Annotated in this window: 11 protein-coding genes; all 11 read right to left on the bottom strand. The window is 69.7% G+C overall.

Annotated features, from left to right (window positions below):
- Window positions 1–252: 252 nt before the first annotated feature.
- The 11 genes from LHA35_RS19615 to dctP all read right to left on the bottom strand — a co-directional run bounded on the left by LHA35_RS19615 (window position 253) and on the right by dctP (window position 14,567).
- Entirely contained in the window at window positions 253–1,014 is a 762-nt protein-coding gene (locus tag LHA35_RS19615) for an endonuclease/exonuclease/phosphatase family protein (RefSeq protein ID WP_226611267.1), read from the bottom strand.
- 120 nt (window positions 1,015–1,134) lie between these two features.
- A complete protein-coding gene (locus LHA35_RS19610; protein ID WP_226611265.1) occupies window positions 1,135–2,640 on the bottom strand; it encodes an AMP nucleosidase in 1,506 nt (501 codons plus the stop codon).
- A gap of 965 nt (window positions 2,641–3,605) precedes the next feature.
- Window positions 3,606–5,885, bottom strand: coding sequence for a DUF3141 domain-containing protein (locus tag LHA35_RS19605; protein WP_226611263.1), 2,280 nt, complete (start codon window positions 5,883–5,885; stop codon window positions 3,606–3,608).
- A 41-nt stretch (window positions 5,886–5,926) separates the two neighbouring features.
- Complete coding sequence (locus tag LHA35_RS19600) at window positions 5,927–7,123, bottom strand: acetate/propionate family kinase (protein ID WP_226611261.1); 1,197 nt, start codon at window positions 7,121–7,123, stop codon at window positions 5,927–5,929.
- Window positions 7,120–8,535: a bifunctional enoyl-CoA hydratase/phosphate acetyltransferase gene (locus tag LHA35_RS19595; RefSeq protein WP_226611259.1), complete on the bottom strand. Its 1,416-nt coding sequence runs from the start codon at window positions 8,533–8,535 to the stop codon at window positions 7,120–7,122. The genes LHA35_RS19600 and LHA35_RS19595 overlap by 4 nt, the downstream gene beginning before the upstream one ends.
- A gap of 18 nt (window positions 8,536–8,553) precedes the next feature.
- A complete protein-coding gene (locus tag LHA35_RS19590; RefSeq protein WP_226611257.1) occupies window positions 8,554–9,228 on the bottom strand; it encodes a 3-oxoacid CoA-transferase subunit B in 675 nt (224 codons plus the stop codon).
- Window positions 9,228–9,881, bottom strand: coding sequence for a CoA transferase subunit A (locus LHA35_RS19585; protein ID WP_226611254.1), 654 nt, complete (start codon window positions 9,879–9,881; stop codon window positions 9,228–9,230). Before LHA35_RS19585 ends, LHA35_RS19590 begins: the two co-directional genes overlap by 1 nt.
- A 17-nt stretch (window positions 9,882–9,898) precedes the next feature.
- Window positions 9,899–10,735 carry an enoyl-ACP reductase FabI gene (gene fabI / locus LHA35_RS19580; RefSeq protein WP_456316088.1) on the bottom strand — a complete coding sequence of 279 codons (837 nt, stop codon included), beginning with the start codon at window positions 10,733–10,735 and terminating at the stop codon, window positions 9,899–9,901.
- Window positions 10,736–11,501: 766 nt separating this feature from the next.
- Complete coding sequence (locus LHA35_RS19575; RefSeq protein ID WP_226611252.1) at window positions 11,502–12,815, bottom strand: TRAP transporter large permease; 1,314 nt, start codon at window positions 12,813–12,815, stop codon at window positions 11,502–11,504.
- On the bottom strand, window positions 12,812–13,363 hold the full coding sequence (locus LHA35_RS19570; RefSeq protein WP_226611250.1) for a TRAP transporter small permease subunit: 552 nt from the start codon (window positions 13,361–13,363) through the stop codon (window positions 12,812–12,814). The genes LHA35_RS19575 and LHA35_RS19570 overlap by 4 nt, the downstream gene beginning before the upstream one ends.
- A 100-nt stretch (window positions 13,364–13,463) precedes the next feature.
- Entirely contained in the window at window positions 13,464–14,567 is a 1,104-nt protein-coding gene (gene dctP, locus LHA35_RS19565; RefSeq protein WP_226611248.1) for a TRAP transporter substrate-binding protein DctP, read from the bottom strand.
- Window positions 14,568–15,265: the final 698 nt, after the last annotated feature.

Genomic DNA, 15,265 nt, shown 5'->3' with positions numbered 1-15,265 from the left:
GGCGCCGCGGCCATGCCAGCGGCCGTCGATGCTGGCCCGTCAACGGCCCCTCCATCGCCGGGCGGTGTCCTCCGCAGAGCCTGGCCGCGCCCCACCGACGGCGGCGCCGTTCGGGCACCCGGCGCGAACGGAACATTCAGGCCGCCGGTCAACCTCCACAGGGCAGGATCCCGTGTTCGTCGGGCAGCAGGCTGGCGCCACGCCTGAGCCTGCGACGCAAGCGCCCGCCGAGTCCTGCGGCGGTTGGGTCTCTCAGGCCGGGCCGGTGGTGGCGATCCGCAGGTCCACGACGAGGGGCAGGTGGTCGGAGGCCACGCGCTCCGGCATGCCGCGCGGCACCTCGGCGCGCAGCGCCTCGATCCCCTCGCCGAGGAAGACGTGGTCGATGCGCAGCATCGGCCAGCGCGCGGGGAAGGTGGGGTGCGGCCGGTGGTGTTCCGGCAGCGCGCGCTGCGCATCGCGAAGCCGTCCGGCCAGCCGCAGATAGGCGCGCGAGCGCGGCATGGCGTTGAAGTCGCCGAGCAGCACCACCCGCTGCCCGCGGCATTCCGGATGGCCGAGCCAGCCCCCGCCCAGCAGCGCCTCGACCTGCACCTCGCGCTCGGCCGCGCGCAGCCCGAGATGCGTGTTGATCACGTGCAATTCGACTCCACCGCCGAGATCCACCGCGACCCAGAGCGCGCCGCGCGCCTCCAGCCGGGGGCGGTGCGGCAGGCCGGGAAGCGGCCCCGCCTTCACCAGGCGGACCGGCAGCGCGGTCAGGATGGCGTCGCCATAGCGCTCCTCCTCCACCGTGATCGCCGGATGGAAATGGAAAGCCATGGCGAGGTGGTGCGCGATGGCATGGGCCTGATCCACATGGCCGGTGCGGGCGCGCCCGACATCCAGTTCCTGCAGCGCCACGATGTCGGGCGCGTGGCGCGCGATGACCTCGGCGATGCGCGACGGGTCGGCGCGCCCGTCGCCGCCGACGCAGCGGCGCACGTTGTAGGTCAGGATGCGCAAGGCGCGCATCATGCTGTCCCGCATCACTGCCGCCACGCCGATGCAGCCTCAGCCGCCGATGGCGGCTGCACGCCGGGCCCCATGCCGGCCGGCATCATCGGCTCTCTCGCATCCCCGCCACGGCGCCGCTCACCGGAAGGGCGGCTCGTCGAAGCTGCGCAGCTTGCGCGAATGCAGGGAGGCGAGCTGCCCGCGGAGGATGTCGAGCGTGGCAAGGCCGATGGTGAGGTGCTGGCCCACGGCGCGCTCGTAGAAGGCGCTCGCGGTGCCGGGCAGCTTGATCTCGCCATGCAGCGGCCGGTCGGAGACGCAGAGCAGCGTCCCATAGGGCACCCGGAAGCGGTAGCCCTGGGCCGCCAGCGTGCCGCTTTCCATATCCACCGCGATGGCGCGGGAGAGGTTGATGCGCCGCCGCTCCCGCGACCAGCGCAGTTCCCAATTGCGGTCGTCATAGGTCACGACCGTGCCGGTGCGCAGCCGCCGCTTCAGGTCCTCGCCCTGCTCGCCCGTTACCCGTGCCGCCGCCTCCTGCAGCGCCACCTGCACCTCGGCCAGCGCCGGGACGGGGATCTCGGGCGGCACCAGGTCGTCCAGGATGCGGTCGCGCCGCAGATAGCCATGCGCGAGCACATAGTCGCCGATCGCCTGCGACTGCCGCAGGCCGGCGCAATGCCCGACCATGAGCCAGCAATGCGGCCGCAGCACCGCCAGATGGTCGGTGATGTTCTTGGCGTTGGACGGCCCGACGCCGATATTGACCAGCGTGACGCCGCCCGTCCCATCCCGCCGCATCAGGTGATAGGCCGGCATCTGGTAGCGGTGCCAGAGGGCGGAGGCGGCCAGGGCCTCCGCCGCGGCCGGGTCGCCGCCGCGTTCCACCTCGACGCCGCCGGGCAGGACGAGGCGCTGCCAGGGGCTGTCCGCGGCGGCGAGTTCCGCCAGCGCCCAGCGGACGAACTGGTCCACGTAGCGGTGATAATTGGTCAGCAGGATCCAGGGCTGCACCCGGCGCCAGTCGGTGCCAGTGTAATGGACCAGGCGTCGGAGCGAGTAGTCAACCCGGACGGCGTCGAACAATGCGAGGGGGCGCGGCTGCCCGGGCTCGAACCGCCAGAGGCTGTCCGGCACCTCATCGCCCACCGCCGCGAGCGAGGGGGTGGGGAAATGCCGGGCGAGGCTGGCCGCGGCGACGCCGTTGCCGTCGAGCTCGTCGCCGCGCTCCAGGACATAGGGGTAGGGAATCTCCTGCCCGCTCGGGCCCACCTCGATGCTGGCCCTGAAGTCCTCCGTCAGTGGCCGGAGCTGCTCGAGCAGGTAGGGCCGGAAGAAGCCGGGCTGGGTGACGGTGACGGCATAGGCGCCGGCGGCCTGGAATTTCGCCCAGGCCCGGCGCGTGGCGGGCGGCTCGACACCGCTCGGGTCATAGGTCAGCCGGAGCTCGGGATAGCGGAACCGCGCCCGCTCCGCGGCATCGGGCGGCGGCCCGCCGGCCAGGAAGCGCCTGAGGGCGATGCGCATCGCCTCCACGGCGGCCCCGTGCATCTCCTCGAGGCGCCCGACGGCCTGCTCGGGCGTGAGGGAGCGGCCACTCGCTTGCGGGTCTGGGGTCGGCGGCAGGGGTGACGTCCTCCTCATGCTGCGATGCGCTGCGTCTGGCCCCGAGCAACGCCGGTCCGCCGCCCCGGATCGCCTTCGGCAGCGCCGGCACGGCGCCTGCCTTACCGCGGCGGGGCGACAGGCCCGGACCGTGCCCCTGCGACCCGCGGTCCGCCCCGGCACCGTGATTGGGACTCGGGCCTTCCCGCGCAGTATCGCGCCCCTGGTTGTCGGCTGCCCGCTGCCGGATGCCGAGTGCCGATCACCATGAGATGAGCTCGACATCCCGCGGCCCTCCCCCGCTTCCGCGGCTCTTCCGCAGAAATCGTGGAACCGGCCTGTAGGCGCTGTCTCCGCCGTTTCGCATTGCCGCGGCCTGAAGCGTTGAAGCCTGAGGGTGCCAGGGAGGAACCGGGGTTCGGTCCTCGCCCGGTCCCGGCGGTGGACGCTGCGACAGCCTTCTTCCACGCTTTCTGCGGAAGAGCCGCCTCCGCGGGCACCGTTAGGCGGCTGATGCAGCCGCCTGGAATGCCGCTGTTCCCTGCTCCGGCGTGAGCAGGCTGCACGCTTCTTGGCCCAGGGCTTCGACTTGCCGGTGGCCGTAGCACGGGGCCGTGCCGCCGGCGAACCGTCACTGTCCGGCTTCAAGGATCTCCTTCGACCAAGCGTAGTACGGGCTCTCCGCGATCCCCTCGCGCCGGCGCAGCCCGGCGACGCTCTCCTCGCCATGCAGGCCCGCCGGCAGAATGCGGATCCTCTCCCCGGCCCGAAACTGCTTGCGGGGGCGCGCCGGATGCCGCGCACCGCCGGCTCGGCAGACGCCTCGGCGGCAGCCGGTTCCCGGACGGCCGGGGTGGCGTGGTTCTGGCTCGTCCTCACGCCTCGGCGGTCGCGATGAGCCGCCAATCCTCCGCTTCTCGGCATGGCCCTTCCGCCCCAATGGCCATGACGGCAGAGAGGGAGCCGGAGCAGCATCCCTGCGGGTCGGGCAAGTCAGCCTGTGCTCACATCGCCTCCGCCAGTTCCAGGCATTCGAAACCCAGCACGGCGTGGATGCGACGGAGCATCTCTCTCGTCCGGTCGTCGAGGTCCTCCATGGGGCCGGCGACCTGCTGGACGACGTCAACCGCCCGCTTTCGCTCCTCCGGTGCGGGCAGCAATACGGGAAGGCTGGCCAGGCACTCCTCGGGCGCAAGCGAGACCAACCTGGTCTGGGTCTGGATAAGCTCCAGCCGGCCTGTCTCGGACATGGCTGCGAAGGGCAGTTGCGAGCTGAGGAGGTACTTGGACCGTTCCAGCTTCGAGCGCCGGACGCCGCCCCGTGCCCGGGCCAGCAGCAACATCATGCGGATGACGGCTTCGGCATAGCCGCCTTCCCGGCAGCGGGCCGCCAAGCCGGTCGTGTCGACCTCCCTCGTGGCGCCCGGTCGTGCCTCTGCGGCCGGCTCACGGGCGCTCCGGCCGATGCCGAAGGCGGCCAGCCATCCATAGGCGCCGAAGAAGAGGGCCTCGGTCGCCCCGTCCCGCAGGTCGCGCCAGGTATCCAGCGTATGCTCGACCTGCTGGGCCCAGATCTGCTCCATCTGCCGGAACAGGTTTTCGGGCGGTGCTGGCCGCCGGGCCCGGCGCGCCGCTTCCGCCAGGGCTGGCAATGCCGCGAGGGCGGGATTGGCGTCGCTCACCACGTAGCGGCGAAGCCGCAGAGGGTGCAGCCTTCTGCCGAGTTCGGCGGCCGGTTCGGTCACCATCGGACGGAGGATCGGCGCGACGCCGGCATCGTACACCCGGCTGGCCGCCCCCGACACTTCGGCAACGGCGGCAAAGGCATCCGCCGCGGCATCGTCGCCGGAGATGGCGCGCACATCGGCCAGGCTCCGCTCCTGCAGATCGACCTGATATCCCTCCTCCTCCGTGCCGGTGATGCGCATTTCGTAGAGGCCGGGCGCCACCGCCTCGATCACTTCGAGGATGGAGGCGATCCCGCTGTGCTCCTTCCGGGCCACGCTCGCGGAGACAAAGATGCCGAGATGCCCGACGGTGTCGTGCAGCAGGTAGACGATGGTCTGCCCGGCCGCCTTGATGTCGTCCTCGTCGCGGTAGACATCGGCGATCCAGCGCAGCGCCTGCCCCGGGGGGGTGATGTGATCGCCCTCGGAGGCGAAGACGATAACCGGCGAATGCAGGGAACGGATGCTGATGGGCTCACCCGTCTCCGAGACGATCCCGCCGCGCGCGAGGCGGTTGCCGACGAAGAGGTTCTCCACGATCCAGCGGATCTCCGCGCCGTTCATCAGGAACAGCCCGCTCCACCAGCGCTCGAATTCCAGGAAGCGCTCGGCTTCGGTGTCCACCTTGGAATAGATGTCGAAATACTTCCGGAACCAGGTGTTACCAGGCGACAGCGCCTCGAAGTTGAGCCCGAGATGCGCGCCGTCGAAGCGGCCATTGCCGAGGTCCGAGAGCAGCGCCACCGGCCAGCTGCCGCCAGCCAGGCCGCCGATGTAGCGCATCGCGGCCCGGCCGGTGCGCCCGGCCCAGTAGGACAGCGGCGCCCCGTTCAGCACGAGCGGTCCCACCAGCTCGGGCGCGGTGGCGGCCAGCAGCATGGCCGCCCAGCCTCCCTGGCAGTTCCCGAGGACCACGGGCTTCGGCGCCTCGGGATGGCGGGCCATCACCTCGCGCAGGAACTCCCGCTCGGCCGCGGTCACGTCAAGGATGGTCTGCCCCGGCTCCGGGTCCCGGAAGAAGATGACGAAATAAACCGGGTGGCGCGCGCGCAGCGCGACGCCGACCTCGCTGTCGGTCTTGAAGCCGCCGATCCCGGCGCCGTGCCCGGCGCGGGGATCGATCACCACGAAGGGCCGCAGCATGGGATCAGTGGACGGGCACCCGTCGGGCACCCTGATCCGCACCAGGGCATAGTTGACGGGACGCGCCAGGCTGCGCCCGTCCATCACGATGTCGTACTCGAAGGCGAGCACCGGCGGGCAGCCGCGCCGCTCGTGTTCGAGCAGGCCGTTGCCGGCACGCCGCATCGTATCCCAGAACAGCACCTGGCGTTGCAGGCTGTCGATGCCGTAGGCCAGGGCGTCCTGCCACAGGTTCAGGGGAGGCTTCACGGGCAGCGGCCGGAGCGGCGCGGCGGCACGCTGACCGAGCCGTGGCCAGAGGGTGCGCGCCTGCTCGCCGGCGACCCGCGTCAGCACCTGCTGCTGTCTCAGCGCCCCGGAGAGGACGCCTGCGCCAGGCAGGTCAGCCGCAACCATATCGAATCTCGTGTCCATGGGACGCCTCTGTATCGGGTTCGCGCAGCTTCGGATGTCCGTCAGGCAGCGGCAGCATGGCCGGCGGCCAGGGTGGCCAGCACGTGCTCGGCGATCATCCGTTCCTCATCGGTGTGGCGGACCAGGACCTTGACGGCTGTGGCAGTCGCGGAGATCTCCGCCGCCCCCCTGGCGTTCCGCTGCGGATCGAGGCTGATGCCGAGGAAGCCGAGGCCGTCGCAGATCCTCGCCCGCAGTCCCGCCGCGTTCTCCCCGATGCCGGCGGTGAAGACGAGCGCGTCGAGCCCACCCAGCACCGCGGCCATGCCGCCGATCTCGCGCCGGACACGCCAGGCGAAGTAGGACAGGGCGCGCGACGCCTCGGGCCGGTCGCTGGCCTCGAGATCCCGCACGTCCTGGCTGAGGCCCGAGAGGCCCTTCAGACCGCTCTCCTTGTAGAGAAGCCGGGCGACCTCGGCGGGCGTCATGCCCTCGGCCTGCATCAGGTGCAGCACCACGCCCGGGTCGATCTGGCCGCAGCGCGTGCCCATCGGCACGCCGTCGAGCGCGGTGAAGCCCATGGTGCTGTCCAGGCTCCGGCCGTCGCGAATGGCGCAGAGCGACGCGCCATTGCCGAGATGGGCGACGACGAGGCGACCGCGCCCGAGCGCCGGATCCTCGGCTGCCAGGCGTCGCGCGATGTATTCGTAGGACAGGCCGTGGAAACCGTATCGCCGGATGCCGCGGTCGTAGAACTCGACCGGGAGGGCGAAGCTGTCCGCCTCCCAGGGATGGCCGCGGTGGAAGGCGGTGTCGAAGCAGGCCACCTGCGGCACGCCGGGGAAATGCTCCATGGCCGCCCGGATCCCGGCCAGGTTGTGCGGCTGGTGCAGCGGCGCGAGAGCGACCAGAGCCTCCAGGCGGCGCAGCACCGCCGCGGTGATCACGACCGGCGCCGCGAAGTCGGGACCGCCATGCACGACCCGGTGGCCAATGGACGAGACCCGCCGGCCCGTCATGACGCCCTTCAGCCAGTCCATGATGATACCGAGCGCAGCCGCATGGTCCCCGGGCGCGTCATCCGTCGTCCAGCGCCGGTCGGCGAGGCTGCGACGGGCGGCATCGCGGACAAGTAAATGCGGCGCGGCGCCGATGCCTTCCATCTGGCCCAACCAGAGGAGGCGCAGCGCCGATCCTTCGAAGACCTCGAACTTGATCGAGGAGGAGCCGGCATTCAGGACCAGGATGAGGTCGCTCATGCGGCCCTCCCGGCCGCGGGGCACGATCCCCGGCTTCTGCGCCAGTGGCTGAACAGCACGGCAAGGGCGGCCGACATCAGCCGGGCCTGCGCGTCGTCGGCACGGCTGGTGAGCATCACTGGGACCCGCGCACCGACGACGAGCCCCGCCGTCTCCGCGCCCGAGAGGAAGACGAGTTGCTTGGCGAGCATGTTGCCGGCCTCGAGGTTCGGCGCGACCAGCACGTCGGCGCGGCCGGCAACCTCCGAGGCAATGCCCTTGATGCGGGCCGCGCCGAGATCCACCGCATTGTCCATCGCCAGCGGCCCGTCCACCAGCCCGCCGGTGATCTGCCCGCGATCCGCCATCTTGGCGAGGATGGCGGCATCGAGGGTGGAGGGGATGGCGGGGTTGATCGTCTCGACCGCGGAGAGGATGCCCACGCGGGGCTGCTGCAGGCCGATGGCGTGCGACAGGTCGATCGCATTCTGGATGATGTCGGCCTTGGTCTTGAGATCCGGCAGGATATTGATGGCCGCATCGGTGACCAGCAGCAGCCCCTCCCGTCCCGGCACGTCGAGCACGAAGGCATGGCTGATGCGCCGGCCGGCACGGAGCCCGCCTTCCGCCCTGGTCACGTGGTGCAGCACCTCGTCGGAATGGATGTTGCCCTTCATGATCGCCTGGGCGGCGCCCTCATGCACCATGGCGACGGCACGCGCGGGCGCAGCATGCGGATCGGCGACGTCCTCGATCCGGGCGCCGGCCAGGTCCCAGCCGATGCGCGCGGCCACGGCGCGGATTGCCGCGGCCGGTCCCACGAGCAGGGGTTCGATCAGGCCTTCCTGCACCGCCTCCCGCGCGCCTGCGAGCGAGGGCTCGTCCGTCGGCGCGACCACCGCGGTGGGCATGGCCGGCAGGCCGCGGCAGGCGGCGAGCAGGCGGTCGAACTTGCCGCGGCGCCGCAGTGCCAGGTCCGGCAGCACGACATCCTCGGCAATGACGGGCCGCTCCGGCGCAAGGACTTCGGCGATGCCCTCGGCGATCAGCGTCCCGTCGCTCCGCGTGAGCCGGCAGTCGAGCTCGGCCACGCGGCCCGGCCGCTTGGCGCGTACCGTCACCTCCGCCACCAGCATGTCGCCGGGATGCGCCCGCTCATGGAAGCGCAGCGTCTGGCCGAGATAGACGGTCCCCGGGCCGGGCAGCAGGTTGCCGAGCACGGCGGAGAAGAGGGACCCGCCCCACATGCTCGGCGCGATCGGCTCGCGCTCCTCTTCCGCCTCGTTGAGGCCGGGCAGGTTCAGCGGATTGTGGTTGCCCGAGGCATGCGCGAAGACCAGCAGGTCGTTCGCGGTGCAGGCGCGCTCCAGCCTTGCGCTCTGGCCGGGCCGCAACTCGTCCCAGCAATGGCCGACCAGCACTCGCTTGTCCATGGTGCCTTTCCTCCCGCCTCAAGCGGCCGCCCGCGCGGGGCCGTCCAGGGGCATTTCCGGTACCTCGCCCGGGATAATCAGCGGGGCGGCGGTGGCAGCGATGATCGCCATGACGGGAATGCCGGGCGCGCGCTCGCGCAGGAGCAGCCCTTCCGGCGTCGGCTGGATGACTGCCAGGTCGGTGATGACCAGGCTGACACGCCGCTCGGAGGTCGGCGGCAGGCTCAGCCTGGGCACGATCTTCGACTCGCCGCGCGCGGCATGCTGCATGGCGACGATGACGCGGCGCGCGCCGGTGACGAGGTCCATGGCGCCGCCCATGCCGGGGACGAGCTGGCCGGGCACCATCCAGTTCGCCAGCCGGCCCGCCGCATCCACCTGCAGGCCGCCCAGGACCGTCATGTCGAGATGCCCGCCACGGATCAGCGCGAAGGACATGGCGCTGTCGAAGCTGGCGGCGCCCGGCTCGGCACTGATGAAGCCGCCGCCGGCATCGGTGAGGTTCGGGTCCTCCATGCCCTCGGGCGGGCGGGCGCCGAAGCCCAGGATGCCGTTCTCGCTCTGGAAGGCCACGCGCAGGCCGTGCGGCACGAAGCGTGCCACGAGCGTCGGGAGGCCGATGCCGAGATTGACGAGGGTGCGGTCGCGCAGTTCCAGTGCGGCACGCCGCGCGATCATCTCCCTGGCGTCCATCAGTGCGCCCTTTCCAGGAGATGGTCGACCAGGAGGCCCGGCGTCCGCACGGCATCGGGCGGGATGACGCCGACCGGCACGGTCTCCACCGCCTCTGCGATGACGCATTCCGCCGCCATGGCCATCAGCGGATTGAAGTTCGTCGCCGTCAGCCTGTAGGTCAGATTGAACTCGTGATCGGCTTCCTGCGCATGCAGCAGCGCGAAATCGGCCCGCAGCGGCGTCTCGAGGAGGTAGGGCCGGCCTTCGACCTCGATCACCTGCTTGCCTTCGGCAGCGAGCGTGCCGAGGCCGGTCGGCGTCAGCACGCCGCCGAGGCCGGCGCCGCCGGCGCGAACGCGCTCGGCCAGCGTCCCCTGCGGCACCAGCTCCACCTCGAGCTCACCTGCCAGCATCTTCTTCTGCGTCACCGGGTTGGTGCCGATATGGGAGACGATCGCGCGGGCGACGCAGCCCGCCTCGACCAATTTGCCGATGCCGAGACCGGGCCGCGCCGTATCATTGGCGATGACGGTGAGGTCGCGCGCGCCGCGCGCGACCAGCGCGTCGATGATCCGCTCCGGAGAACCGACGGCGACGAAGCCAGCGATCATCAGCCTGGCTCCGTCCGGGATCATGGCGGCTGCCTCGGCCGCGCTGATGCTTCTGCGCATGCTGGAATGCCTCCGGTTCAAGCGACGTTGTGCAGGCCGCCATCCACGAAGATCGTGTCGCCGGTTATCCCGGAGGCGGCGCCGCCGACCAGGAAGGCGACGACCCGCCCGACCTCTGCGATATCGACCAGGCGACGTGCCGGCGCGCGCTGGACGGCGCTCTCGACCAGGTCGTCGAAACGGGCGATGCCGCCCGCGGCGCGGGTCCTCAGCGGGCCGGGCGAGACGGCATAGGTGCGGATGCCGCGCGGCGCCAGATCATGGGCGAGGTAGCGCACGCTCGCCTCCAGCGCCGCCTTGACCGGTCCCATGAGGTTGTAGTTCCCGACAACCTTGTCCGCTCCGTAATAGGACATGGTGACGAGGCTGCCGCCCGGGCGCATCAACGGCTCGGCGAGCCGTGCCATCTCGATGAAGGAGTAGCAGGAGACGCGCATGGCCTGCTGGAAGCCATCAAGCGAGACATCAACGACGCGTCCATGCAGATCCGCGCGGGGCGCAAAGGCAATGGAATGAATGACGAAATCGAGCCCGCCCCAGGCGTCGCCGATCCGATCGAAAACGGCTTGCATCTGGCCTGGCTGCTCGACATCGAGAGGCAGGATCAGGTCTGCGCCCAGATCCATGCCCAGAGGTCGGACCACGCGCTCCGCCTTCGCATTCAAGTAGGTGATGGCGAGATCGGCACCGAAGGCGCGCAGCTTCGCGGCGCATCCATAGGCAATGCTCTGATCATTCGCGATCCCGACGACCAACCCGCGCTTGCCGTGCAGCATGTCGCCGATGCGGGATGCAGGATCCCAGACTCGCGGCAATGGGTCGCGAAATTCGGTTGACTGGGGCATGATCGGCATCTCCGCTGCGACATCCGGAAAACCGGATTGCAAAGTAGGCGGTCGCGTTTTGCCCCGCGGGTGGTGCAGCCGATCCTAGACGGGATCAGTTAGCACATGCTGAACAGCGGTTCACCCGGGCGCCAGGCCTGCGGCATCCGCCTGATCTGGCCGGGCACGAGTTGCGGACTGGGATAGAGCAGATCGCGGACGGGCGTGAACGCCCGGGAGCGAGGCTCTGCTCGAAAAGCAAAGAGCACCAGCGGATGGGCGTTCAGACAGGAACGCGATCCGCTGTAGTGCGGCCGCTTGGCCGGGAGGCGCCGATGCCCAGCCCGCATGGTGTTCCAATCAGCCTGACCGCGGTTGACCGCGCCAGGCTGGGGGGCGGGACGGCACAGGCGCTAGCCCTGCGGGCCCGCATCATGCCGGCCTGCGCCGGGCCTGGCGCGGCCAGCGGCGCAAGCGCTTCGCCGCCTGCCATGCTGCTGCGGCCAGCGGGGCTGCCGGTCCTCTCACGGAACTTGCCCCCGAATCTCAGGAGAAAGCCCGATTGCTGACGCTCCCGGCCGACCCGCTTCGGTGGATCCCGCTGCATGAGCAGCTTTGCGAGCACTCGCCGTCCCAATTTTGGCAGCGCCCGGCACGTCGACGCCGAAGATCGGCCGCCATGCCCTTGGCGACGATCCAATCCCGGGGCGCATCCGACGGGATGCACCAAGGCCCAGCTGCGACCATCGCGACCTCCGCCCGACTTGGCCCGGGGCGCGCCGGGCGGATGGGGCCGTCAGCGCATCAGCGTGTAGGGAAGCCAGGTGATCAGCTCCGGGAAGATGATCATCAGCGCCATCGCCAGCGCCTGGAGCGCCACGAAGGGCCCAACCGAGCGGTAGATATCCGCCATGCTCACATTCGGCGGCGCCACACTGCGGATGTAGAAAAGGTTGAAGCCGAAGGGTGGCGTAAGGAACGCCATTTCCATGTTCACCACGAAGAGCACGCCCAGCCAGACCGGATCGAAGCCAAGCTGGGTTGCGATGGGGAAGAAGAGCGGCGCGGTGAGGATCATGATGCCGATGGGATCAAGGAAGCATCCCATGATGAGCCAGATCACCTGCATGCCGATCAGCACGCCCCACCTGCCGCCGGGCAGCAGGGACAGCGCGTCGCGCACCAGCTGGTCGGCACCCACCGCGGCGTAGAGCGAGGTGAAGATCGCGGCCGCGAAGACGATCCACATGACCATGCAGCTCAGCCGCAGCGTGATCTTGCAGGACTCGTAGACGGTGGCCCAGGTCAGCCGCCCCTTCACGAGGGCGCAGAGCATCGCGCCGAAGGCCCCAAGGCCGGCCGCCTCGCTCGGCGTCGCCGCGCCGGCGATGATGCTGCCGAGCACGACCACGACCAGCATGATCGGCAGGATGACCGATCGCAGCGCCGCCAGCTTCTCCGGAAAGCTCGCGCGCTCGTCCTCGGGAACCGCCGGGCCGAGATGCGGCCAGATGGCGGATACGACCAGGATGTAGATGGTGAACAGGGTGACGAGCACGAGGCCCGCGGTGATGCCGCCCATGAACAGCATCCCGACCGAGGTGTTGGTGTAGAGGCCGAGCACGATCATGAGGACGCTGGGCGGGATCAGCACGCCGAGCGCGCCGCCGGCGGCAATGCTGCCGAGGCTGATGCCCTTGTCGTATTTGTGGTTCAGCATCGACGGCAGCGCCACCAGCCCCATGGTCACGGTGGCGGCGCCGCTGACCCCCACCAGCGCGGCGAAGATGGTGCAGACGAAGATCGTGCCGACGGCGAGGCCGCCGCGGACCGCGCCGAGCCATTTCTGCATCATCGCGTAGAGATCGCTGGCGATCCCGGAGCGCTCGAGCATCGCCCCCATGAAGATGAACATGGGGATCGCCAGCAGGACGAAGCTGGTGGCCGAGCTGAAGGTACGGATGCCGACGGCGTAGAGCGCGTCCGGCCCCCACAGGAAGTAGGTGCCGATGACCGCGGAGCCGCCGAGTGAGAAGACCAGCGGAACGCCGGCCACCATGAGGAGAAGGAAGGAGCCGAAGAGAAGGACGGTGATGAGTTCGATGCTCACAGCGCCGGCTCCTCTCCAGCCATACTCCTGGGCTCGGGAAGCAGCACCTGCCCCGTGAAGGCCATGTGGAGGTCGCGCACGAGCTTGGCGAGTGCTTGCAGCAGGATCAGCGCCGCGCCGACCGGCAGGACGAGGTAGACGGGAAACAGCGGCGGGCTCCAGTCGGAATTGGCGCGCTGCCCGGTCTCCCAGGCCTCGTAGGTCATCACCGCGGTCTCCCGCAGCAGCACGACACAGTAGATAATGACGAAGCCGGCGGTCAGGACGTCGAGCGTCGCCTGCGCACGCGGGCTGAGCCGTGCATAGACGATGTCCATCGCCACGTGATCGCGGTGCAGCAGCGTGTAGCCGCCGCCGAGCAGGATGTACCCGGCGAAGACATAGCCGACGAGCTCGTTGCTCCAGGTGGTCGGTGCCTGCAGCACGTAGCGCTGGAACACCTCCCAGACAACCAACCCGATCAGGCCGAGGAGGGAGACGGCCGTCACACGGCCGATGGCGCCGTTCAGCGCCTCGATCGCCTGGACGGCGAGCCGGTAGGCTCTCATTGCATGATCCTTGGGAAGGGCGCGTGCGCAGCGCGAGGCGGCTCCGGAGAGCCGCCCCCGATGGCCTGCGCGGCAGGGGTCTCGAAACGGTCAGCCGCGATCAGATCTCGGCAGGGCGCAGGCCGAGGATATCGCGCGTGTCGGAGATGATCTTGAGCACGCGCTGCGTGTCCTCGTCCTTCCCCGCCATGCGCTCGAGAGCCTCGCTCGAGATCTTCTTCATCGTGTCGAGGTCCTCGGGCGGCAGCGCGGCGAACTTGACCCCCGCCTGTCGCATGATACCCACGGCCTTCGCGCTGTTGATCGTGGACGTCGTGGCGCGCTCGACCGCGTAGATGCGGGTCGCCAGGTTCATCACCGCCTTGAGGTCGTCCGGCAGGCGGTTGTAGGCCCGCATGCTCATGAACTGGTCCTCCATGTCGAATTTGATGATGGAGGGACCGAGATAGAATTTGGCGACCTCATGCAGCTTCACCGCCACGAAGCCGTCCGGCGAGCCCCAGTTCGAGGCGTCGATGACGCCGGTGGACATCGCGGTGTACTGCTCCTCGCCGGGGACCGTGACGATGCTGGCCCCCTGCGCCTTCCAGATCTCGGCGCCGAGGCCGAAGCTGCGGATCTTGACGCCGCTGAAGTCGGAGAGCCGGCGCAACTCCCGCCGCGACATCGTGGCGCCCCACTCATCGGAATAGATGGGCCCGAGGAAATGCACGTTGTGCTTGGCGAAGGCAGCACGGACGATGCCGAGCAGGTCGGTTTCGTGCCAGAGGTAGTCGTAGTGGTCGAGCGCCGAGAAAGCGAAGGGGATGCCCCAGGTCCAGAGCGTGAAGGGGATCTTGCCTCGCCAATAGACCTGCGCGCCATAGCCGATATCGACGACGCCCTTGCCCACCGCGTCCAGCATCTCGAAGGTCGGTACCAGCGCGCCCGGCGGGAAGGCCTGGATCTGGATGCGCCCGTTCGAAAGCTCGGCCACGCGCTTCACGTAGCGGGGCACGAGGACGTCCCATTCGGTCGTGCCCGGCCCGAGGAAGGACTGCATGCGGAAGCGGAATTCCGCCCTCTGCGCCTGCGCGCCCGTCGAGAGGCCGGCCACCGCGGCGAGCGACGCGCCCGCCATCCCCGCGCGGATGATATGCCGTCTTTGGATCGCCGCGCCGCCGATCTCGTGGACGATACGCTCATTCTTGTCGCGATTGGTCATTGGTTCCTCGGACGTTTCCCTGCGTCAACCAAACCAAAGCGTGCACAGGGATCAAGCAGTATCCCGCGAACCGATCGCGCTTGCGCTTCCCGGCCACGGGGACGGAGGCCCCCTGTGATTCATGTTCGTTGGCGCCGAGACTAAGCTGGCCGCGACGCAGGCGCAACCGTCCCAGGCAGGGTCGGTTCGACCCGCCGGAGTCCGACGGAGATCGATGGCGTCCCGCCATCTCAGCTCGGCGGTCAAGGACATGACACCGGCCTTGGCCGGGCCGATCCCGGCGCTGGCGCAGCAGCCCCGCCCCCCCGCATCACCACGGCCCGCGGCCGCCTGATATCTGCAGCCAAGGCATTGTCGGATGCTCGGCCTGTATGGACACCGGGTTGCCGACCGCAACAGCCGAAGACCGCACCTGGGCAGGTGATGCCAGGGCAAGACCCCGATGCAGACTTTCTGCGCCACCTGCTCATCAGGGAGAAGATCATGCACCGCTGACCACGGCAGGCACGCGCATCGGCTCACCCAGCCAACGCCGTCTGTGAGATGAATTCCTGGCTAAAAATCTGAACACGAAATAAACAGGCAGATCAGCGCGGGGCCGACACAACGGGCCGGGTGCCGGCCCATCGCCACCATATCGAGCCGATGTCTCCCGCTGGCATTCTCAGCCCCCTTGATCTGCCGCCGCCCTCTGCTCG

Origin of the sequence: Roseicella aerolata (assembly GCF_020523605.1) — a bacterium.
GTDB classification, from domain to species: domain Bacteria; phylum Pseudomonadota; class Alphaproteobacteria; order Acetobacterales; family Acetobacteraceae; genus Paracraurococcus; species Paracraurococcus aerolatus.
This window is presented reverse-complemented; position numbering and strand designations above follow the sequence as displayed.

Bases quoted from the DNA above. Each gene is read 5' to 3' on its own strand.
- LHA35_RS19605 (WP_226611263.1), bottom strand. From the start codon at position 5,885: ATGGACACGAGATTCGATATGGTTGCGGCTGACCTGCCTGGCGCAGGC.
- dctP (WP_226611248.1), bottom strand. From the start codon at position 14,567: ATGACCAATCGCGACAAGAATGAGCGTATCGTCCACGAGATCGGCGGC.
- LHA35_RS19615 (WP_226611267.1), bottom strand. From the start codon at position 1,014: ATGCGCGCCTTGCGCATCCTGACCTACAACGTGCGCCGCTGCGTCGGC.
- LHA35_RS19585 (WP_226611254.1), bottom strand. From the start codon at position 9,881: ATGCGCAGAAGCATCAGCGCGGCCGAGGCAGCCGCCATGATCCCGGAC.
- LHA35_RS19600 (WP_226611261.1), bottom strand. From the start codon at position 7,123: ATGAGCGACCTCATCCTGGTCCTGAATGCCGGCTCCTCCTCGATCAAG.
- LHA35_RS19570 (WP_226611250.1), bottom strand. From the start codon at position 13,363: ATGAGAGCCTACCGGCTCGCCGTCCAGGCGATCGAGGCGCTGAACGGC.
- LHA35_RS19595 (WP_226611259.1), bottom strand. From the start codon at position 8,535: ATGGACAAGCGAGTGCTGGTCGGCCATTGCTGGGACGAGTTGCGGCCC.
- LHA35_RS19590 (WP_226611257.1), bottom strand. From the start codon at position 9,228: ATGGACGCCAGGGAGATGATCGCGCGGCGTGCCGCACTGGAACTGCGC.
- LHA35_RS19610 (WP_226611265.1), bottom strand. From the start codon at position 2,640: ATGAGGAGGACGTCACCCCTGCCGCCGACCCCAGACCCGCAAGCGAGT.
- fabI (WP_456316088.1), bottom strand. From the start codon at position 10,735: ATGCCGATCATGCCCCAGTCAACCGAATTTCGCGACCCATTGCCGCGA.